The sequence below is a fragment of the Bacillus sp. Leaf49 genome, assembly GCF_001426125.1.
Taxonomy (GTDB): Bacteria; Bacillota; Bacilli; order Bacillales; family Bacillaceae; genus Bacillus; species Bacillus altitudinis.
On the sequence record NZ_LMRK01000001.1, the window covers coordinates 196,660 to 215,980 of the forward strand.

General features: G+C 42.9%; 21 protein-coding genes. 6 read left to right on the forward strand and 15 right to left on the reverse strand.

Annotated elements, in window-relative coordinates; all coding sequences use genetic code 11:
* Positions 1–10 precede the first annotated feature (10 nt).
* From thrB to yutH, 5 genes are all read right to left on the reverse strand, one after another.
* Positions 11–943, reverse strand: coding sequence for a homoserine kinase (thrB, locus tag ASG46_RS01145; protein ID WP_035389295.1), 933 nt, complete (start codon positions 941–943; stop codon positions 11–13).
* Positions 940–2,001, reverse strand: coding sequence for a threonine synthase (thrC, locus tag ASG46_RS01150; RefSeq protein WP_008346825.1), 1,062 nt, complete (start codon positions 1,999–2,001; stop codon positions 940–942). Before thrC ends, thrB begins: the two co-directional genes overlap by 4 nt.
* Entirely contained in the window at positions 2,001–3,302 is a 1,302-nt protein-coding gene (locus ASG46_RS01155) for a homoserine dehydrogenase (protein WP_017358915.1), read from the reverse strand. The genes thrC and ASG46_RS01155 overlap by 1 nt, the downstream gene beginning before the upstream one ends.
* 222 nt (positions 3,303–3,524) lie before the next feature.
* A complete protein-coding gene (locus ASG46_RS01160) occupies positions 3,525–4,493 on the reverse strand; it encodes a 2-hydroxyacid dehydrogenase (RefSeq protein WP_056702651.1) in 969 nt (322 codons plus the stop codon).
* Positions 4,494–4,567: 74 nt separating this feature from the next.
* Entirely contained in the window at positions 4,568–5,608 is a 1,041-nt protein-coding gene (gene yutH / locus ASG46_RS01165) for a spore coat putative kinase YutH (RefSeq protein WP_007500419.1), read from the reverse strand.
* Between the two features lie 113 nt (positions 5,609–5,721).
* Here yutH and ASG46_RS01170 point away from each other — a divergent pair, with 113 nt between their 5' ends.
* The gene (locus tag ASG46_RS01170) at positions 5,722–6,222 is read left to right on the forward strand and encodes a phosphatidylglycerophosphatase A family protein (protein WP_024719755.1); all 501 of its coding nucleotides are present in this window, start codon (positions 5,722–5,724) and stop codon (positions 6,220–6,222) included.
* Positions 6,223–6,264: 42 nt separating this feature from the next.
* On the opposite strand, the gene ASG46_RS01175 is transcribed toward ASG46_RS01170, so the two are convergent.
* Genes ASG46_RS01175 through ASG46_RS01185 form a run of 3 tightly spaced genes read right to left on the reverse strand, consistent with a single transcriptional unit; the run spans position 6,265 to position 7,786 of the window.
* Positions 6,265–7,035 carry a TIGR01457 family HAD-type hydrolase gene (locus ASG46_RS01175; RefSeq protein ID WP_056702655.1) on the reverse strand — a complete coding sequence of 257 codons (771 nt, stop codon included), beginning with the start codon at positions 7,033–7,035 and terminating at the stop codon, positions 6,265–6,267.
* Between the two features lie 21 nt (positions 7,036–7,056).
* The gene (locus ASG46_RS01180; RefSeq protein WP_024719757.1) at positions 7,057–7,491 is read right to left on the reverse strand and encodes a DUF86 domain-containing protein; all 435 of its coding nucleotides are present in this window, start codon (positions 7,489–7,491) and stop codon (positions 7,057–7,059) included.
* Positions 7,492–7,510: 19 nt separating this feature from the next.
* Positions 7,511–7,786: a YutD family protein gene (locus tag ASG46_RS01185; protein ID WP_008346837.1), complete on the reverse strand. Its 276-nt coding sequence runs from the start codon at positions 7,784–7,786 to the stop codon at positions 7,511–7,513.
* Between the two features lie 120 nt (positions 7,787–7,906).
* On the opposite strand from ASG46_RS01185, the gene ASG46_RS01190 reads away from it, so the two are divergent.
* Positions 7,907–8,542, forward strand: coding sequence for a YhcN/YlaJ family sporulation lipoprotein (locus ASG46_RS01190; RefSeq protein ID WP_007500413.1), 636 nt, complete (start codon positions 7,907–7,909; stop codon positions 8,540–8,542).
* A 39-nt stretch (positions 8,543–8,581) separates the two neighbouring features.
* Here ASG46_RS01190 and lipA read toward each other — a convergent pair whose 3' ends face one another.
* Positions 8,582–9,478: a lipoyl synthase gene (gene lipA / locus ASG46_RS01195; protein ID WP_008360456.1), complete on the reverse strand. Its 897-nt coding sequence runs from the start codon at positions 9,476–9,478 to the stop codon at positions 8,582–8,584.
* Between the two features lie 323 nt (positions 9,479–9,801).
* On the opposite strand from lipA, the gene ASG46_RS01200 reads away from it, so the two are divergent.
* Entirely contained in the window at positions 9,802–10,746 is a 945-nt protein-coding gene (locus tag ASG46_RS01200; RefSeq protein WP_235562200.1) for a M23 family metallopeptidase, read from the forward strand.
* Between the two features lie 81 nt (positions 10,747–10,827).
* Here the strand turns inward: ASG46_RS01200 and ASG46_RS01205 are convergent, their stop codons facing one another.
* Positions 10,828–11,058, reverse strand: a complete 231-nt coding sequence (locus tag ASG46_RS01205; protein ID WP_008346846.1) for a hypothetical protein — start codon at positions 11,056–11,058, stop codon at positions 10,828–10,830.
* Between the two features lie 225 nt (positions 11,059–11,283).
* Here ASG46_RS01205 and ASG46_RS01210 point away from each other — a divergent pair, with 225 nt between their 5' ends.
* Positions 11,284–11,748, forward strand: coding sequence for a DUF2691 family protein (locus ASG46_RS01210; RefSeq protein WP_039168959.1), 465 nt, complete (start codon positions 11,284–11,286; stop codon positions 11,746–11,748).
* Positions 11,749–11,826: 78 nt separating this feature from the next.
* Here the strand turns inward: ASG46_RS01210 and yunB are convergent, their stop codons facing one another.
* The 4 genes from yunB to ASG46_RS01230 all read right to left on the reverse strand — a co-directional run bounded on the left by yunB (position 11,827) and on the right by ASG46_RS01230 (position 15,328).
* Entirely contained in the window at positions 11,827–12,597 is a 771-nt protein-coding gene (gene yunB / locus ASG46_RS01215; RefSeq protein ID WP_007500406.1) for a sporulation protein YunB, read from the reverse strand.
* Between the two features lie 69 nt (positions 12,598–12,666).
* Entirely contained in the window at positions 12,667–12,972 is a 306-nt protein-coding gene (locus ASG46_RS01220; protein ID WP_007500404.1) for a YunC family protein, read from the reverse strand.
* Between the two features lie 67 nt (positions 12,973–13,039).
* Positions 13,040–14,413, reverse strand: coding sequence for a bifunctional metallophosphatase/5'-nucleotidase (locus tag ASG46_RS01225; RefSeq protein ID WP_056702661.1), 1,374 nt, complete (start codon positions 14,411–14,413; stop codon positions 13,040–13,042).
* Positions 14,414–14,476: 63 nt separating this feature from the next.
* Positions 14,477–15,328 carry a DUF72 domain-containing protein gene (locus ASG46_RS01230; RefSeq protein WP_008346854.1) on the reverse strand — a complete coding sequence of 284 codons (852 nt, stop codon included), beginning with the start codon at positions 15,326–15,328 and terminating at the stop codon, positions 14,477–14,479.
* A 317-nt stretch (positions 15,329–15,645) separates the two neighbouring features.
* Here ASG46_RS01230 and ASG46_RS01235 point away from each other — a divergent pair, with 317 nt between their 5' ends.
* Together ASG46_RS01235 and ASG46_RS01240 are read left to right on the forward strand one after the other, a co-directional pair.
* Complete coding sequence (locus tag ASG46_RS01235; protein ID WP_056702663.1) at positions 15,646–16,818, forward strand: PucR family transcriptional regulator; 1,173 nt, start codon at positions 15,646–15,648, stop codon at positions 16,816–16,818.
* 64 nt (positions 16,819–16,882) lie between these two features.
* A complete protein-coding gene (locus ASG46_RS01240) occupies positions 16,883–18,040 on the forward strand; it encodes an oxalate decarboxylase family bicupin (RefSeq protein WP_056702665.1) in 1,158 nt (385 codons plus the stop codon).
* A 48-nt stretch (positions 18,041–18,088) separates the two neighbouring features.
* Here the strand turns inward: ASG46_RS01240 and ASG46_RS01245 are convergent, their stop codons facing one another.
* Positions 18,089–19,282, reverse strand: a complete 1,194-nt coding sequence (locus tag ASG46_RS01245) for an MFS transporter (protein ID WP_019743815.1) — start codon at positions 19,280–19,282, stop codon at positions 18,089–18,091.
* Positions 19,283–19,321: the final 39 nt, after the last annotated feature.

Genomic DNA, 19,321 nt, shown 5'->3' on the forward strand with positions numbered 1-19,321 from the left:
ACGTGCTCATTTATAGCACGTTCTTCATTTGATTCACAGAATGATGCTCGACGATGACCCCTTCTACCGGCACCGTCAGCACATCTACTTCACAATGCGGGAAATTTTGGGCAAGCTGTTCTTTCAACGCTTCTCCCTTCCCTTTTTCCACTAAGGTCAAAATGGTCGGCCCAGCACCGCTTAATGCTGTTCCATACGCGCCTTTTAATGAAGCAACGTGCTCCACCTTTGATAGCTCTGGGACAAGCATCGTGCGGTATGGCTGATGAAATAAATCTTTATTCATCATTTCCCCTACAAGCGGCCAGTTCTGCGTCATTAAGGCGGCGACCAGGACGTTACTCACTGCACTCGCGCTCACGGCCTGTTTATAGGAAAAATCCTCTGGCAGGACATCACGGGCATCCTTTGTGAGCACTTCATAAAAAGGAATCACGACGACGACATCTACATCCACATGCTGTACTTTAACGGCATGTGTCTTGTCTTCTTCATGAAGACCGATGAGTAAACCACCGAATAAAGAGGCACCCGCATTATCTGGATGACCTTCTACCTCACTTGCAAAAAAGAGCTTCTGATCATCGGTCATCTTTAATTTAAGCAACTGATTGGCGAGCTCAATAGCGGCGACAATAGCAGCAGCGCTGCTGCCAAGCCCCCTTGCTAATGGAATATCACTCCACACTTTGACATGAACAGGCGGGAGTGTTTTTCCAAAGTCATCTGCGACCTTTTTAGCTGTTTGATAGATCAGGTTATCGGTGCCTGATGGAATACCAGACACGACATCTGTTTCTGCTTCAAACAGCCAGCTATCATGGTCATAGACCGATAGCTTTAAATAGCGGCTGAGCGCCATTCCGACTGAGTCAAAGCCTGGTCCTAAGTTGGCAGTGCTTCCCGGTACTGTGATTGAAAAAAGCATGGAGGCGTTACTCATACGCGTGCGGCCTTTTCTAAATGTTCCAGAATTTGATCTTCATCTGCATCCAGCGTGACCGGTTTGATGTGTGAAATATCAATCGCCGTATTCGGATCTTTTAATCCGTTTCCTGTCAGTACAGCGACGACTTTACTGCCTGGCTTAATTTCTCCAGATTTCACTTGTTTGAGTACACCTGCAATTGATGCACAAGAGCCTGGCTCTGCAAACACCCCTTCTTCACGTGCGATCAATTGATAGGCATGAAGAATTTCTTCATCTGTCACTTCATCAATTTTCCCGTTCGATTCATCTGCCGCTGCTACAGCTTGTTTCCAGCTTGCAGGGTTTCCGATGCGAATGGCTGTTGCGACTGTTTCTGGCTGCTCAATGACTTCATTTCGAACGATGGCTGCAGCTCCTTCTGCTTCAAAACCACGCATGACTGGCAGTCCAGTGCCTTTTTTCTCATGATATTCTTTGAAGCCTTTCCAGTACGCTGTAATATTCCCCGCATTTCCAACAGGAATCGCCAGTACGTCTGGTGCGGAGCCTAGCTGCTCACAGATTTCAAATGCCGCTGTTTTTTGTCCCTCAATTCGGTATGGATTGACGGAGTTAACAAGTGCAATCGGAGCTTTTTCACAGATGCTGCGGACAATTTTAAGTGCGTCATCAAAGTTGCCGTCAATGGCAATGATCTCTGCTCCGTACATGACAGCCTGCGCCAGCTTACCGAAGGCAATTTTTCCATCTGGAATGATGACAATACATTTCATATCAGCGCGCGCCGCATAAGCTGCCGCTGCTGCAGACGTATTCCCTGTCGATGCACACATGATCGTATCATTGCCTTCTTCTTTTGCCTTTGCGACAGCCATGACCATCCCGCGATCCTTAAAAGAACCTGTAGGGTTGACGCCTTCTGTTTTCACATGAAGTTCAATCCCAAGCTTTTCAGATAGCTTTGCGAGATGAATCAGCGGTGTATTTCCTTCATTTAATGTTAGTTTAGGTGTTTGTTCGTTTACTGGTAAGAATTCTTGAAATTCTTCAATGAGTCCATTCCACTTCATCAGCTTAAACCGTTCCCTTCTACTCGGTACGTGCTCTTCACTTGAACCACCACGTCGAGATCGTTTAATGTTTGCAGGATATTTGAGAAATCTTCTTCTGATGTTTGATGTGTAATAATCACAATTTCAGCCAGCTCATCATGCCCTTTGACAGGAAGCTGAAGGATCTTTTCAAAGCTGATGCCTCTTTCAGAAAAAATCGATGTAATGCGGGAGAAAGCTCCGACTTGATCTCTCACATGTATTCTTAAAAATTGTTGTGCAAATACTTCGGATGATGATTTGATTTTCTTCTCAAATTGCGGTGCAATAAATCCACTGCCATTCACACCAAGACGCATGTTTTTCATAACAGCGACTAAATCAGAGACAACAGCAGTTGCCGTTGGCAGGCTGCCTGCTCCAGGTCCGTAAAACATCGTTTCTCCGACAGCACTTCCGTAAACATAGACAGCATTAAATTCATTGTTGACGGAAGATAACGGGTGATGATCAGGAAGTAAAGTTGGCTGTACGCTGACCTCCACTTTCTCTCCGTCCCTTTGGGCAATTCCAATCAGCTTCATTGTATAGCCAAAACGTTTACTGAAATTAATGTCCTCATCCGAGATGTCAGAGATGCCTTTCACTTTCACATCCTCTAAGTCTACATTCATGGAAAAGCCGAGTCTTGCCAGGATGGCCATCTTTCTTGCCGCATCTAGTCCTTCTACGTCCGCCGTCGGATCTGCTTCTGCAAAGCCAAGATCCTGCGCTTCTTTTAATACATCTTCATACGCACTTTTATCGACATTCATTTTTGTTAAAATAAAGTTCGTTGTCCCGTTCACGATTCCCATCATTTTTGTGATGCGGTCAGAGGCTAAACCTTCCTCTAGTGTACGCAAAATCGGAATCCCACCTGCGACACTCGCTTCATAGTAAAGGTCACAGCCGTTTTCTTTTGCTACATGTAAAAGCTCTGTGCCATATAGCGCCATTAAATCCTTGTTGGCTGTAATGACATGCTTCTTCTCATTTAGTGCATCTATTAAATATTGTTTTGTCTCTTCAATGCCGCCCATCACTTCAATAATGACGTCGACCTCTGGATCTCGAATCACATCGTATACTTCAGTTGTGAAGACCTCTCTTGCCACATCCACATCTCTTTTTTTATCGGGATTGCTCACAAGCACTTTTTGTATTAATACCGGACAGCCGATCTGGTGCATTAATTTATCCTGATGATCTTGAATAATCTTAACGACACCGCTCCCCACTGTTCCTAATCCTAGTAGTCCAACTCGAATTGCCTTCACCTGAAATTCCACCTTTCTCCGTAAATGTCCTCTCTAAAAAGACATTTGTTAACCTAACACAGACATTCAATGTACACACATTATAAAGGGGTATCCTCATTTTGACAAGGTAATAAAATAAGAGAATATGAGAATGAAACCGCTTAACAGCTATTTATATCAAGATTCTATATTTTCAAAATATTTTTGTGAGAAAAGCTCCCGAAGCCGGGAAGCTTGAGATTACGCCTGAACTGGCGTTTTGGCTTGCTGATCTTGCAGGACAAGCGCAATATTTTCAGCACATAAATGCATCATGTTTTTTCTCGTTTCAACACTCGCACTTCCGATATGAGGAAGCACTGTCACATTTGGTAATGTCGTTAACGGGTGATCCGGACTGACAGGCTCCCTGCTAAATACATCCAGACCTGCTCCTGCAATTTTTCCTGTCGTGACAGCATCATATAAAGCATCTTCGTCTACCGTCTGCCCTCTGGAAACGTTGATGAAGTAAGCCGTGTTCTTCATCTGCTCAAATGCTTTCTTATTAAACATTTCTTTCGTTTCAGGTGTTAAAGGCGTCAAACAAACGATGAAATCAGACTGCGTAAGCAGCTCATCAAATGCGGCATAGGTCACACCTAGCTGTGCTTCTGCTTCTGGCTTTCTTGAACGATTATGATACAGAACATTCATATCAAAACCTTTTGCCCGCTTGGCCAGTGCGGTTCCAATACTGCCCATTCCGACAATCCCTAACGTTTTATGATGAACATCCGCACCGGCTAGAAGAAGCGGCCCCCAGCCTGTCCAGTTCCCATCCTTAATCCAATCACTCGCTTCGACAATTCGTCTTGCTGACGCCATCAAAAGCGCAAAGGCTAAATCAGCTGTCGATTCTGTTAAGACGTCCGGTGTATGACATACCGTGATCCCGTGCTTTTTAGCTGCCTTTAGATCAATATTGTCATAGCCGACCGCGAGATTCGCGACCACTTTTAGATTTGGAGCATTTGATAAAAGTGTCTCATCTACTTGATCTGACAGCATCGTGAGCAGCCCATCTGCTTGAGCAGCTTGTTTTTCTAACTCTTCTCTTGGACACGGCTCATCCTCGCTCGTCCACATGTCAATATGAGCGACTTCTTTTAATGGTGTAAGTGTTGTTTCATCAAGCTTTCTTGTGATATAGACATAAGGTTTCGTCAAGAAGAACACTCCTTTGGTTGATTTCTTTAAGCATAACGAAAAACGCCTCAAGAGAAAAGAGACGTTTCATCTGTTCACTGAAACTTCAAATCAGCGGATTGATGAATCCATCCAACAGGAGGAATGAGATGCCCACCGCTGCGCATGGCACTCAATTCTTGAAACACCTTGAGAAAATATTCGTAGCGGTTCGCATCATTTAAAACATAATCTAATCGTTCTTCATAATAAGATTTTTCATTTTCTCCTGACATATAATAACCTTCGACAATTTCAAAATAATGAAGCGGAAACAGAAGACGGCTGTATAACAGTCGCTTTGAAAATGATGAAAGAGGCGTAACCTGCTCATATTGCTGCAAAAAGGAGAAGCCCTCTTCAATTAAATCCTCCTTATGCTGGACAAAGGTTTCTCTTAAATATTCTGCGATGTCTCTTGTTGGATGGTCAAATACCCAGTCAACAGGTAAACGAAGCGGCTGCTCATGTGGCCAGGTCATACGTGAAAAGCGCTGATGACAAACAGTACCTGAATCACATTCTTTTGGTTCATCATCAAGCTCTGTATCCACTAAATATTGAATGGCATTTTCCGTTAATCCGAGATAATACGGAAAGGATTCAATGAATTTCTTTTCAAATCGTTCAAGTGGTTTTTGATGCATTTGCTGCATCCAAAAGCCTTCCAGCTGGTCTAACCGTTTTGCCCATAATTCCTTCCAAGCTCCGACACGTTTTGTTTCAGACACCTCATAAGGAAACCCTCTCCCTCTGACATGAAAAGCCGCCAGCTCTGGTGCGTGCTGAAATGAGCGGCTTGTGACCCGCGGTGCTGCCTTTAATAGAGCGTACAGTTCTTTTCCATGGGTAAAAGTCGGTTTCTCTTCGTTTGTTAATTCAAACACGGCAACGTATGGGTCACCGTCATTCAGTAAATACTGACTGATATGATAAAGCTCTGTGAGTTCTTCTTCTCGCAAATGAGACACGGGAACAATGATGAAGAGAGCTTTCGCCGTTTGAAAGCTCTGATAACTGCCATATGGCATAAATTGACGCACATCAATACCAAATGTGTGATAAATGGTTTCTTTCATGATTTCACCTGCGTTCATAAAATCAGTCTCTTATCATATCGTAGTCGCAGGTTGAGGGATTTATGAATACTATTTACTATCCGAAGCTTTTTCACACGTTGTGGACAAATTACGAGGATTGGGTGAGGAACATGCCGCATCATCATGAGATGAACGAAGTAGAAAAAACAGCAAGACGCCGTTTACAAGAACGAGGCGTAACCATTCAAGATATAGCAGACCTTGTCTTCTTTTTACAGGAAAAATATCATCCTGGCTTAGACATGACAGAGTGCATCCACAATGTGGAACGTGTCATCGCAAAACGTGAAGTCCAAAATGCCATCTTAACAGGCGTTGAACTAGATGTTCTCGCTGAGCAAAAAAAGCTGACAGAACCGCTGCAATCCATTCTTGAAACAGATGAAAGTCTATATGGGGTTGATGAAATTTTATCCTTTGCCATCGTTAATATTTATGGCTCCATCGGCTTTACGAATTACGGATATATCGACAAAGAAAAACCAGGGATTCTTGGAAAACTCAACGATAAATCCTCAGGCGAATGCCACACCTTTTTAGATGACATTGTCGGTGCTATTGCTGCGGCAGCATCAAGTAGACTGGCACATAGTGCAAGAAATGCAGAATAAAACACAAAAGAGGACGTGCGTCTGACGCTTGTCCTCTTTTCATTAAGATAATCGTTCAATCCACTCAGATAATGAATCAATGACATAGGTTGGCTGTTTGTCATATTTCTGAAGCAGCTCTTTTGTCGTGACGCCTGTATGGACAAGCAGTGTATCCATCCCTGCATTCATCCCTGCCATAATATCGGTATCATAGTTATCGCCCACCATGAGCGTCTCTGACACATCTGTCCCGAGCACCCGCATGGCCTGTTCCATAATGATAGACTCTGGCTTCCCGATAAATGTTGGCTGCACTGTTGTCGTAACCGTCAGCACAGATGTTAACGATCCATTTCCAGGTAACAGCCCTCTTTCTGTCGGAATGGCAATATCTCCATTTGTTGAAACAAATTGTGCACCTTGACGGATCGCAATGGCTCCTACCGCTAGTTTTTCATATGTAATACTGCGGTCTATTCCAACGACAACGAAATCAGCGTCTTCTTGACCAAACGACAGTCCTTTTTCTTCGATGGCCTGCTGAATGCCTTCTTCTCCGATCACATACACCGAGGCATCTTTCTTTTGTTCTGCGATATAGTTTGCCGTCGCCATACTGGTTGTAAAGACTTGGTCTTCCGTTGCTGGAATATCGAATGAAACCAGTTTCTCTGCTACTTGCTTCGGCGTGCGTGAAGAGTTATTCGTGACAAACAAATAAGGGATGTTCAACTCATTTAACTTGTGAACAAATTGCCCCGCCTCTTCGATCTTTTCTGTTCCTTTATACATCGTCCCGTCTAAATCAATTAAATAGCCTTTGTATTTCATGCTGCTTACAACTCCAATGGTTTATTTAAACGCTGATACTGGTCCAAGCTCCTGCTCCAAGTAAGTGCGAATTCGATTCGGGAAGACTTGCAGCGCCTGTTCTACCTCACTGATGACCTGCAACAAATCGTGATGAACCACTTCTTGGTATTGCTGAACAAGTGTTTTACGGCACGAGACCAGTTTTTTCAGGTGAGTGCCTTCTTCTGTTGGTACAACTTTTTCGTCCACAAGAATATCCATGATGTCGTCATAGCTTCCTGGGTCCCGCATGATAAAGCCGTCAATCATATCATTTCCTGTATCAAGAATACATTCGACGAGCAAATGAACAATTCGTTCCAGCGCTTTTTTTTCTAAAGGACTTGACCATGTTTGATGGCTGCGCATCAAATCATATTGCTCCTCAAAAAAACGTAATGTCTCTTCAATCTTCTTTCTGTCTACGAAATACATCATGACGCTCCCCTTTGCGTTATTTTCTAATCCGCTTTAAGACAAAATATGCACAGCCAAAATTACAGTATTCATAAATGTATTCATCGAGTGTACTGATTTTTGTATCAAATGTGGCCTTTTGGTTTTGGTCATCAAAGAACCCCTTCAGCCTTAGCTGGTTGTAGCCCCAATCCCCCACAATATAATCATACTTATTTAAAATATCTGAGTACCTTGCTTTAAACGCTTCCTCATCAAAGCCGTCTTTGATTTCTCTGACAAGATCAAAGGTAGCATTCTGAATGACGATCATCTTCTCACCTCTTTTTAAACGATCCACCTTTAATGATAATTCATTGGAACAACTCCATCAATTGCTAAAGCATGTTTTTTCCGATTTAGCCGAAGCTAAAGAAAAAAGGAGGTCACATTTATGATGAAACAACTGACAGCCACTATTCTCCTATGCATGCTTTTAGGCGGGTGCGGCTTTCAATCAGGCATGAACCGGCAAGTGGATGAAGATTCTTCCAGCAAGACAATCCGCCTGTCTGATCGTCATGAAGGAAATAATTCCAACATGCCAGAAGCAGATACGAATCGAGCAGGCTATGTTCGTTATCAGCGCCAGCAAGTAACCGATCAAAAGGAAAGAACCCCTGCTTTAAATCGTGAGCACCTTGCCCACGTGATTACAAGTTTAGCCATCCAGCTGCCAAATATAAAGGATGCAGCAACACTTGTCACAGACGAGGATGCCCTCATTGTGTATCGAACAGGCAACAAAAACCGAGATGAATCAGCCGATCAAGTGAAAAAAACAGCGGTTTCTGTTCTCCCTCGTTATTATCATGTGTACGTCTCTGATAACCCAGAGCACTTTCAATCCATTGCCAATTTTTCACGTCTTCAAACCAATTCACGTGATTTTGATCAAATTTTAACAAAAACGATTCAACAAATGAAATACTCTCCTCAAGGCGGAGATATTTCAACGAAAGAAGATGCCAATGGCATGACGAATTCCGATCGGACCATGAGACGAAACGCACCTTACGGCCAAAATTAATACGAGAAAAAACGCCAGAGAGCTCTGGCGTTTTCTTTGTTATGCTTGCGCCTGACGCTTCTTAGACGCTTCGTTTACTTGTTCGTCTGCATGATAAGAAGAACGGACAAGCGGTCCAGCTTCACAGTGGCTAAAGCCTTTTGACATGGCAATTTCCTTCAGCTCTGCAAACTCATCTGGATGGTAGTATTTTTGCACTTTCAAATGCTTTTTCGACGGTTGCAAATACTGACCAATTGCCATGATGTCGACGTTATTAGCAAGAAGATCATCCATAACTTCAATGATTTCTTCCTTCGTTTCACCGAGTCCAATCATAATGCTTGATTTCGTTGGAATGTCAGGCTGCATTTCTTTTGCACGACGCAAGAATTCCAATGAACGATCGTATGTAGCTCGTGCACGAACTCTTGGTGTTAACCTGCGAACTGTTTCAATATTGTGATTTAAAATATCAGGGCGTGTATCCATTAACGTTTTCAAATTATCATAATTGCCACCCATGTCTGAAGGGAGAACTTCAATTGTTGTGAATGGACTTTTTCTTCTAATGGCACGAACAGTTTCAGCAAATACGCCTGCTCCGCCATCTTTTTGATCATCCCTTGCAACCGCTGTTATAACAGCGTGCTTTAAATTCATCAAAGCCACTGAATCTGCCACGCGTTCTGGCTCTTGCAAGTCTAACTCAGTAGGAAGTCCGGTTTTCACCGCACAGAAACGGCATGCGCGCGTACAAACAGATCCGAGGATCATAAATGTAGCAGTTCTTCTCACTGCCCAGCATTCGTGAATATTCGGACATTTCGCTTCCTCACAAACGGTATGCAGGTTGTTTTCCCGCATCATTTTTTTCAAACCGGTATAGTTTTCATTCGTATTCAGCTTAATTTTAAGCCAGTCCGGTTTTCTTACGTGCTCTTCCTTCTTTGCCAATTCCATCATCTCCATATGAATTCGTTAAAGGTGCATATACAATCATCTTCCTGCTATATACGATGGATGCAGCTGTTGCCGCAAAAAATTGAATCTTCGGCCTAAGGCCTTTTCTTTAGACACTTTAACATAGTACAGATTGAACAACAAGGGAATGAGCTGCAAAAATACCCAAAAGACTCCTAAAATAACAGAAGAAAATTACTAACATTTTCTTCTTATGAAATAACGTGATCAAACCACACTAAACGGTAGAAGAGATGTTCGAAGAAAGGAGATGGACGTTTGTGAAAGTGGTTTTAGCGATCATCATCGCTCTTTCAATGATTCCCGCATCAGTCCATGCACAAGGGGCAAACAAACAGCCCGATGAATTAAAAAAGCGAATGGCACTGTATGAAAAGATCGCCATCACCACACAGGTCCCGTGGTATGTACTTGCTGCGGTTGATCAGTATGAACACAATATACGCAAAAGCAGAAGAGATTTACCAAAACAAACAGGTGTGATTGGTATCTACATTCCCCGGGAAATGTGGATAGGACCAGAAAATCCCAATAAGCAGGATACCTCTCCATTAAGCATTAAAGTGTTTGACGGTATTGGGCTTGATGGTAATGGGGATGGAAAAGCGGAAATCGATAACGATGAAGATGTCCTGTTCACGTTTGCTCAATACTTGCTCCATTACGGCAGCAGCATCGATCAATTAAAAATTGCGCTGTGGGATTATTACGGACGTGATCAAACCGTTGGAATCATTTCATCTTTTATGAAGCTCTATAAGCATTACGGCCATCTTGACCTCGGAAAGCATGCGTTTCCTCTTCCGGTTGGCGCTGACTACAGCTACAGGAGTACATGGGGTGATGCGAGAGGCTTTGGAGGCAGAAGAATTCATGAGGGCACTGATCTTTTTGCTCATTACGGTCTTCCTGTTCGTGCGACATCGTACGGCGTAATTGAAATGAAAGGCTGGAATCGCTTTGGCGGCTGGCGGATCGGCATTCGAGATATTCACAATCATTATCATTATTTTGCCCACTTAAATGGCTTTGCAAAAGGACTCAAAGCTGGGCAGATTGTAGAACCTGGTCAAGTCATCGGATCAGTCGGAAGCTCCGGTTACGGTCCACCTGGCACAGCAGGAAAATTCCCGCCACACCTTCATTACGGCATGTATAAAGACAATGGACGAACTGAATGGTCGTTTGATCCTTACCCTCATTTAAGGGCATGGGAAAGAGCCGAGCGGAAACGTCGATAAATAAAAGGAGAAGTTTAGCGATACCGCTTGCTTCTCCTTTTGATATGTATCAACATTTCCCCGGTCATCACTTGTCTACTGTTACTGCTTATGCTTCTCTTTCAATCCTAAAACTAAAAAAAGAATACCCATGATGAAAAAAAGGAGATACACAACTGTTACTTCGAGCGGAATCATGTCAAACATCCCTCTAAATAAGTCCACACTCAAACTGTCACTCCCAGCTAATAATATCGATGCTGACATATATTTAGCACTAAATACAATGGCAAATACCAAAAAACAAAATCCGCTTACATGAATTTTCTTCATATCAATCAAATCCTCCTCTCACTTTCATAACAGACGATCGTGAAAAATCAGTCTTCAGGATAGCTTTCACCATTCAGAAAAGGAAAACAATGAACATTTATCATGGCACGTGATCCGTATGGAATCAAGTGGTTAATTAGGATAAGATGAACAGATCACATGAAAAAAAGTCTAAGCATCACAACCAATGAAAGATTACTTCACAAAGAGTTAGGGGGTTGTTTTTTGAAAAGAGGAATGACCTTTACCATTCCAAATGAATACGGAGTCTTCCTTGGAGAAGTGCTAAAACCGATCGACATCACCAAATTCAGCTGGCGAATCGATACCGAAGACTCGAATATACTAGTTGATGGCCAAAAAGATGAAGAACTTTTTCCTGAAGGTAAAACAGAAATGGACGGTATAGAACTCAAACACCTCATTGAAAACAAGACGTATTATATGATTTTCGCCGATTTACAAGCATATCCAAAAGGGACATTGTCTCATATTAAGACCTATGAAGAATTTATTGAAAGCCAATGCGAGCTTGTTCTTTTAGTGGCCGATTGCTCCTATGTCACGATCTATTGCAAAAATAAGGGAACACTCGAATGGCTATACAAGAATGCAGTTGAATGTGGATTTGAAGACGTGACCTATATCACCGATGAAAATGATGCAAGGACAAGACTGTCTGTTTCGTAACAACAAAACGTTCATCACAAAAACACTATATGCAATCACAGCGTATGAAAAAAACAGCCCAATTCGTCCATTGGGCTGTTATTCTTTCTTCTCCTTTTTCTCTGGCAGAACAATCGATGGAGCGCCTGAATTTGTTCCGCTGCCATTATAATAATCTGGGACATCTCCTTGAACGGCTTGAATGGAGACAGGCACAGAGTTTTTGACGACGATGGTTTCTGAGGCGAATGGGATGATGACTCTCACCTTCACCTCAATGAGCACACTAATATCAATCAAGGCATTGTTGATGCCATAAGGCTTAATGTTTTTTTCAACGTCCGTATGCGGGTCACCAATGACACTGAAGCGTACAGGTACTTTTGGTCCTAGGTTGGCGATAAGTGCATTTCCGGACGCTTGCCCAAGCGGAATGTTATATATAATGCCGTCATGTCCATCTGTTTGATCCTTTAATGCTTCTTTTGCCTCTTTTTGAAAATTCCCCTTTTCAATGTCCTCTAGATTTTTTTGAAGGTGACGTGACAGGTCAGCCATTGCTTTCGATGTTGCTTGCGCATTGAAGTCGATAGTTGTCACTTTTCCGTTCTCACTTGTATTCATCACAACCATATCCTTCATATTCTCCTGATCATCTGCAAAATCCTGAACAGAATATTGGATGAGATGATTGGCGATTCGTTCTGTTTCTAGTTCAGCAATGTGAATCAACGTTGGTTTAATGGAACGATTGATGAAGAATAGGCTAATGACAGTTGAGAGCACAAAAAATAATATGGCAAGCAGCATGACATAACGAAATGGCAGAGGGCCCTTTTTATAGGGGCGATAACGACGGTTCAATCTCAATAAAAAATCCCCCCTTCTCCATTACAAGTGTATGCAGACAGGCGGGGGGATAGGAATCATCTGTTCATTTTATTTCACCATTTTTAATAATGCATCTCTTCCAATTGTGCCAGCATGAATGCCGAGCGACTCAGCGGCATATGTCACAGATTCTAAAGGTGCATCTAGCAATTGCTCGATGGTTCTTACACCGACTGCTCTTCCTGCGATGATTCCTCTATCTGCAAGCTTTTCATTTAGGAGCCCGACATCAAGTGCACCGCACATAATATAACCATGCTCATTTGTCACTGCCATGAAATTGGTCTTTGGCAGTTTGACGGTGACGGCTGTAAAGGAATGGCCATCAATTGTAATAGGTGTTAAATTCACCATATCCCTTCACTCCCTTCAACACAATCTATGTGAAGGGAGGGCAAGTGTTGTTAGGCTGGAGCGGATTTCACTTTGCATCCTTCAATCGCCAGCTCAGGACATCACGTAAAAATTCCGGCATAAAATATTCAATGTGTTCATGGTCACGTATATGAGGAAAAAGAGAGCCAAGTGTATACATATCCACTGTGCCAACTGTATAGGACACGTCCTCTTGGATCAGCTCGCCGTTTACATAGACCTCTTTTACTCGTTTGGCTTCGCCCTCTTCTAATGAATAAGTCAAACCGCTGTATAGCATTTTCCCCATCAGTTCGCCTCTAAAGCCAAAGCCTTTGATGCGTAGCTGTTCCATTTTTTCTTCACAGCCACGAGACACTGTTTCGACCAATTGCTTCCCAGTAAGTGTCACCCTGATTGGATTAATGGGATGCGGGCATATCCGGTGAATGTCTTCTCTTGTGACGATGCCAGCCTCTAATGAATCAAGCACCATCCCAGCATTCATCATGCCGATATCTGCCTCGCACCATTCTTTAATGGCATCTGTTAAAAGTTGCGGAAGCTGAGAGTCATCAAACCACTTTGTTTCGAGCTTTGATTTAATGGATGTCACTTTTTCCTGCATGAGTGACTTCGCTCTTCTTTCTGCTTTCTGTAAAGTCGTGATCGCTTCATCGGATTCACTGATCAGCTGGTCCACTGATTGCACCGTCGCTTTTTTCTCGATGAGCTCGCTACTGGCTGTGTCAATGGTCAGCTCGACACAGCCAATATAATGCCCATACTTTTCAGCACATGCAAGAAGAACGCCATTATCCATCTCGCCCTGTTCTAAAAGATGATGCGTATGTGAGCCTAAGATGATGTCGATTTCTGGGAAGTCATGGGCTACCTCTCGATCATGGATGATGCCTAGATGGGAAAGAAGAACAATGACATCGGCTTGTCCTTTCACTTCTTGTAGCATCTCCCGTATGCTCTCAAATGGGTCTGTAATGTCCCAGCCCAGCTTTTCATAGACAGGTGTATACGCAATGGTCACCCCTAAGACGGCGATCTTCAGTCCATTTTTCAACGTGATCACTTCATAAGGCTTTGCCCACGATGGTCTTTTGCCTTTTTCAAATAAATTAGATAAAATCACCGGGAATTGCGCGTCTTTGTACAATTGGTCGAGCTGCTCATGAGGCAACGTAATGCCTTCATTATTACCAATTGTGACTCCATCATAGCCAAGCTGATTGAGAAGTTTGACATTCACTTTTCCATAATCCGCTTCTGATACAAGGTTTACTCGATCCATATGATCGCCAATATCAAATAAGAGCATCTGATCGTGAACTTGACGCTTTTCTTCAATATAAGCTGCGATTTTTGGCCAGTTTTCAAAGTGGCTGTGCAAGTCGTTTGTATGATATAACCATAGCTTCTGCAGCATGTTGATCTCTCCCTCAAGTTGTCACTGAACCGTATCGTTCAAATTGAAAGCCACAGCTCTCGTTTAACTAAATAAATCTAACTGCTTCGGGGATAAGCTTGAATACGTCAAATCCAGCAAATCAATCATTTGCTGGCCATTCGCTGCCGCATCTCCGCCTGAGTTATTATTAAATACGACATATACATCTTTCGATTGTTGATGCAGGATGTCGAGGTTCTTTTTCCATTCCTTTAGTTCAGCTTCATTATATAAATATAAGTAACGAACTTCACGCCAGTTCTCATGATCTGCCGGGTGAAGCCAACCTTGTTTATTTCTTCCGTGGAAACGGACCAATGTTTTGTCACGGTGTGTGGCTTTTATGACTGGCGGTATAGACCCTTCTCCGACTTGCGGTTCATCACAGACGGAATGAATCCACCCTTCTTTCTCCATAAAGGATAAGGTTTGTTCATAAAACTCGTCTGAAAACCAAGTTCGGTTTCGGAATTCGAGTGCACAAGGAATGTCCCCCATCTTCTCCTTACACCATCTTAAATAGTGGACGTGCTCCTTTTTGCAATCAAACCATGGTGGAAATTGAAACAGAACCATCGCCAGTTTCCCTGCTCGAATGAGAGGAGTCAGTGAAAGAATAAAGGCGTCAAACATTTCTTCCTTTGAAGCAAACGGGATCTCGCCTCTTTGATGCCCGGTCATTCCTTGATATGCTTTCACAACAAATTGAAAGGCGTCTGGCGTATCTTTTATCCATTTTTCATGGTTCCGCTCAGGCTGAACAGCATAAAAGCTTGCATCCAGTTCCACAATGGGAAACGTTGATGCGTAGTGAAACAGCTTTTGAGAGCTGCCGATTCTCGGCGGGTACAGACTGTCATGATCGCCCCAGCCAGTTAATCCGATATAAATCATCTATCTCACCTCTTGCCACTTGCTTGTCTAAACGGATTTTCCCATTGAAAGTCTTTGTTTCTTGGGATACCCATCTTTCTGAAAGAAATTCTTCTGTCTACAACATATCATATTTACCCATTTTTCTGAATGAAGATGACTGATGTGACGTGATTTTGCCCTGCCATCTTTTTTGTGATATTACATCACAACTTTCTATCTAAATTGAATGGAGCTGATAACATAAAATTGATATCAGAGACTTTGACAGCGATTGTCCATTTTTTTATTCATCTTCACCAAAGGCTTCAACTCTAAAAAAAGGAGAATGAGTGGATATGAACATTGTCGATCATCATGTTGAAGCATTGCAAAAAGTGGCCCAAAGAATTCATCAGCCTGTCTATTTGATCAATCAGTATGGACGTATTCTTTTCACCTCACTCCAAGGTATGACAAATCCAGATTGGATACAAATGCTCCGCTTGTTTCACAGTACGCAGCAGCATTATTTTTCTATGGTTCATTCAAAAGAAAGCGTTTCTGTTTTTCCTATCTATATAAACGAACAAGCTTATGATTATTTAGTCGTTCTCGCCTTCATTCATCCTCAAGACGACATGGGGCTGCATTTGATAATTGAACAAGCTGTACATGCCATGTCCATTTCACGCATCAAACAACATGCCATCAAGCAATCGACAGAGCGAGCCAAAAATGAATGGTTTCGCAAATGGATGGAGGGCACGATTTCCTCAGAACAAGATGTTGCCTGTCTGGCACGCATGTTTGGATTAAACACAACGATTCCCTATTTATGTATCGTCTGTCAACTTGATCAGAGCAGTCATTTCACTTGTTTCCTTAAGCAGCAAACCCTTGTAGATGATGTGTTTGCTTTACTTGAAAGCACCCTTTCGCACTGTCCATTTCCCGCCTTTCTTTTTGTCAAAGGAGATATCGGCATCTTCCTTATAGAAGAGACTGGCGGCTGGCAGGCAATGAACAAATCGATCTGCTCTTTTTTAAAACAAATGCAGATCCTTATTAAACAGCATGTGAATGCCACCATTTCCTTTGGTGTAAGCTTAAGCGGTTATCTCATCACCGATCTGCCAAAAGGATTCAGTGAAGCTGCCCATGCTCTGCAATCAGGCCAGCTCTCATTACGAGCTGAATATATTCAGTTCTATCAAGCAAAAGATGTGTCAGATTTACTGAAGCTCATCCCATCAAAAGATTTAACAACATTCTATGAGCGGTACCTCCACCCATTATATGAACAATCACAAGTCGATCCGAACCTTCTCCACACCTTATCTGTTTATGTCGAAACACATTGCCATATTTCAGAAACAGCCAAACGTTTATCTGTTCATCGCAACACCGTGATATATCGACTGGAGAAATGTGAAGAACTGCTCCAGATCAGCCTAAAAGATCCTGACGCAACATTGCGCTTGCGATTAGCTTTGCGTATTCAAAAGCACCTTTCATCCGATTCCAATTGAATTTTTTTTTCTTACGCCTCATATATTTTGGAGGAGAAGTGTGAATGACAAGGAGTGGTGTCAAATGGATGATGAGATTCGTCACATCCCGCAACCGATTCGAGACGATGGGGCCGGCGCAACCGATTTAGGCCCGCGAGACGTTCTGCGCGATATGGAGAACCCAGATATGTTCGTTCCCCCTAAAACGGATGCGGGGACGATTCCTAATTTAAAATTTTCATATTCTGATACACATATGCACTTGAATCATGGCGGCTGGTCGAGGGAAATTACCGAGCGAGAGCTGCCTGTTTCAACAACGATTGCTGGTGTGAACATGCGGCTTACGCGCGGAGGTGTTCGTGAGCTTCATTGGCATAAGCAGGCGGAATGGGCATATATGATTTTAGGCAAAGCCCGGATCACATCTGTAGATGCAGAAGGACGGAATATGATCGCTGATGTAGAAGAAGGAGACTTGTGGTATTTCCCGCCCGGTATTCCGCACTCCATTCAAGGTCTTGAGGATGGCTGTGAGTTTCTCCTTGTGTTTGATGATGGTGCTTTTTCTGAATTTGATACGTTCACCATCACAGACTGGTTTGCTCATACACCAAAAGACATTCTTTCTGCTAATTTCGGCGTGCCAATCAAGCTGTTTGACCGCATTCCACATAAACAGCGCTATATGTTTCAAGGCTCTTCACCGGCATCCATTGAAAGCCAAACCGTCTCTGATCCATACGGCGGCATCAAACCGCCATTTACCCATCAACTCCTTCGTCAAAAACCAATCGTGACCTCTGGGGGAACAGTGCGAATCGTCGACTCACGCAATTTTCCAGTATCTAAAACCATTGCTGCTGCACTTGTGGAGGTAAAACCTGGCGGGATGAGAGAAATGCACTGGCACCCGAATAATGATGAGTGGCAATACTATTTAACCGGTACAGCCAAAATGACGGTTTTTGGAGCAGGCGGGACAGCTCGCACCTTTAATTACAGAGCAGGTGATGTTGGTTATGTTCCTTTCGGGATGGGGCATTACATACAAAATATTGGGCAAACGAGCCTTTGGTTTCTAGAAATGTTTAAAAGCGATCGATTTGCTGATATTTCATTGAACCAATGGATGGCCTTAACCCCTCCTCAATTAGTGAAGGAGCATTTGCATGTAGACGATGCATTGATTCATGCGTTGCATAAAGAAAAATCACCAGTCGTGAAGTATGAGCGATGACGAAAAAAACCGATCCATTTGTGCTGATCGGTTTTTTCTATGCTGTCTTTACGATACGGCATGGGAATGTTGCTGCGCTTTTTTCGCCCATAAAATAGAAGCAATGAAACTCATACAAAGCACCAGCGTTCCAAACATAAATGGCAGCTCAATATTCACATCAAATAAAATACCCGCAAGACTTGGCCCGACGATATTCGCAAGGCTCATAAAGGAGGTATTGAGGCCGCCTGCTACCCCCTGCTGATTCCCTGCCATTTTAGATAGTAATGTATTGAGGGCTGGACGAACAAACGAGGTGGCCGATAAAAACAAAATGGAGCCCGTAAAAATGAGCCAAAAGGAAGGGGCAAAGCGGCAGGCGATCAGCATAAACGCCGCAGCTAAAAGGGCATAACGGACGACACGCATTTCGCCAAATCGTTTCACAAAGGTATTTACTAAAGCACCTTGAACGATGACACCCGCAAGTCCAGCTACTGTAATGACAAATGCAATATCCTTCGGTGTAAAGCCATGTTTTTGGTCCACATATAAGCCAAAAATCGATTCAAAATGAATGATTCCGAAATTCAAAACAAAAGCTAAGATAAACAAAAAACCGTATGGCGTTTTTAAAGCCTGAATCATCTGCGTAAAAGGATTGAAATGAAGCTCTTTATTCAATCGTGCTTCTTCCTGCTTTTCCTTTGTTAAAGTTTCAGGTAAGAACAAGAAAGACAACAGCGTCGACAGGGCTGCAAAAGAACCAGCGATGAGGAAAGGAAAAGCAATCCCAAACTCAACCAAATAACCCCCAACACCCGGTCCAATGACAAAACCTAACGTCATTGCTGCACTAAATAGCCCCATTCCTTTCCCTCGATCCTTTTCACTTGTGATATCAGCAATGTAGGCAAACATGGCGGGCATCAGCAGCGCACCAGCAGCTCCGCCTAAAAACCGAGACACAAACAGCATCCAAAGCTGATCGGCAAATGCAAAAATAAATTGAGCTACCGTAAAGCCGGCAATCCCGGCAATAATCAATTTTCTGCGTCCAAATCGATCAGTCAGCGCTCCGGCGACGGGTGATAAAGCAAATTGTGTGAGGCCAGTTGCAGCAACGAGGAAACCAAGTGTTTTCCCAGTTGCGCCAAAGGCTTCAATATAACTTGGCATGACAGGAACGATCAGACCAAATCCAAGCATGGCAATAAAAATATTGAGCATCAAAATGTACAATCTGCCCATTTTTTTCATATTAAAACCTCTTTCTTCAAAATAAATGAAAATGATGAC

Excerpts from the sequence above, each read along its gene's own strand:
- thrB (WP_035389295.1), bottom strand. The coding sequence starts at position 943 with ATGAGTAACGCCTCCATGCTTTTTTCAATCACAGTACCGGGAAGCACT.
- thrC (WP_008346825.1), bottom strand. The coding sequence starts at position 2,001 with ATGAAGTGGAATGGACTCATTGAAGAATTTCAAGAATTCTTACCAGTA.
- yutH (WP_007500419.1), bottom strand. The coding sequence starts at position 5,608 with ATGAACGCAGGTGAAATCATGAAAGAAACCATTTATCACACATTTGGT.
- ASG46_RS01170 (WP_024719755.1), top strand. The coding sequence starts at position 5,722 with ATGCCGCATCATCATGAGATGAACGAAGTAGAAAAAACAGCAAGACGC.
- ASG46_RS01175 (WP_056702655.1), bottom strand. The coding sequence starts at position 7,035 with ATGAAATACAAAGGCTATTTAATTGATTTAGACGGGACGATGTATAAA.
- ASG46_RS01180 (WP_024719757.1), bottom strand. The coding sequence starts at position 7,491 with ATGTATTTCGTAGACAGAAAGAAGATTGAAGAGACATTACGTTTTTTT.
- ASG46_RS01185 (WP_008346837.1), bottom strand. The coding sequence starts at position 7,786 with ATGATCGTCATTCAGAATGCTACCTTTGATCTTGTCAGAGAAATCAAA.
- ASG46_RS01190 (WP_007500413.1), top strand. The coding sequence starts at position 7,907 with ATGATGAAACAACTGACAGCCACTATTCTCCTATGCATGCTTTTAGGC.
- ASG46_RS01200 (WP_235562200.1), top strand. The coding sequence starts at position 9,802 with ATGATTCCCGCATCAGTCCATGCACAAGGGGCAAACAAACAGCCCGAT.
- ASG46_RS01205 (WP_008346846.1), bottom strand. The coding sequence starts at position 11,058 with ATGAAGAAAATTCATGTAAGCGGATTTTGTTTTTTGGTATTTGCCATT.
- ASG46_RS01220 (WP_007500404.1), bottom strand. The coding sequence starts at position 12,972 with ATGGTGAATTTAACACCTATTACAATTGATGGCCATTCCTTTACAGCC.
- ASG46_RS01225 (WP_056702661.1), bottom strand. The coding sequence starts at position 14,413 with ATGCTGCAGAAGCTATGGTTATATCATACAAACGACTTGCACAGCCAC.
- ASG46_RS01230 (WP_008346854.1), bottom strand. The coding sequence starts at position 15,328 with ATGATTTATATCGGATTAACTGGCTGGGGCGATCATGACAGTCTGTAC.
- ASG46_RS01235 (WP_056702663.1), top strand. The coding sequence starts at position 15,646 with ATGAACATTGTCGATCATCATGTTGAAGCATTGCAAAAAGTGGCCCAA.
- ASG46_RS01240 (WP_056702665.1), top strand. The coding sequence starts at position 16,883 with ATGGATGATGAGATTCGTCACATCCCGCAACCGATTCGAGACGATGGG.
- ASG46_RS01245 (WP_019743815.1), bottom strand. The coding sequence starts at position 19,282 with ATGAAAAAAATGGGCAGATTGTACATTTTGATGCTCAATATTTTTATT.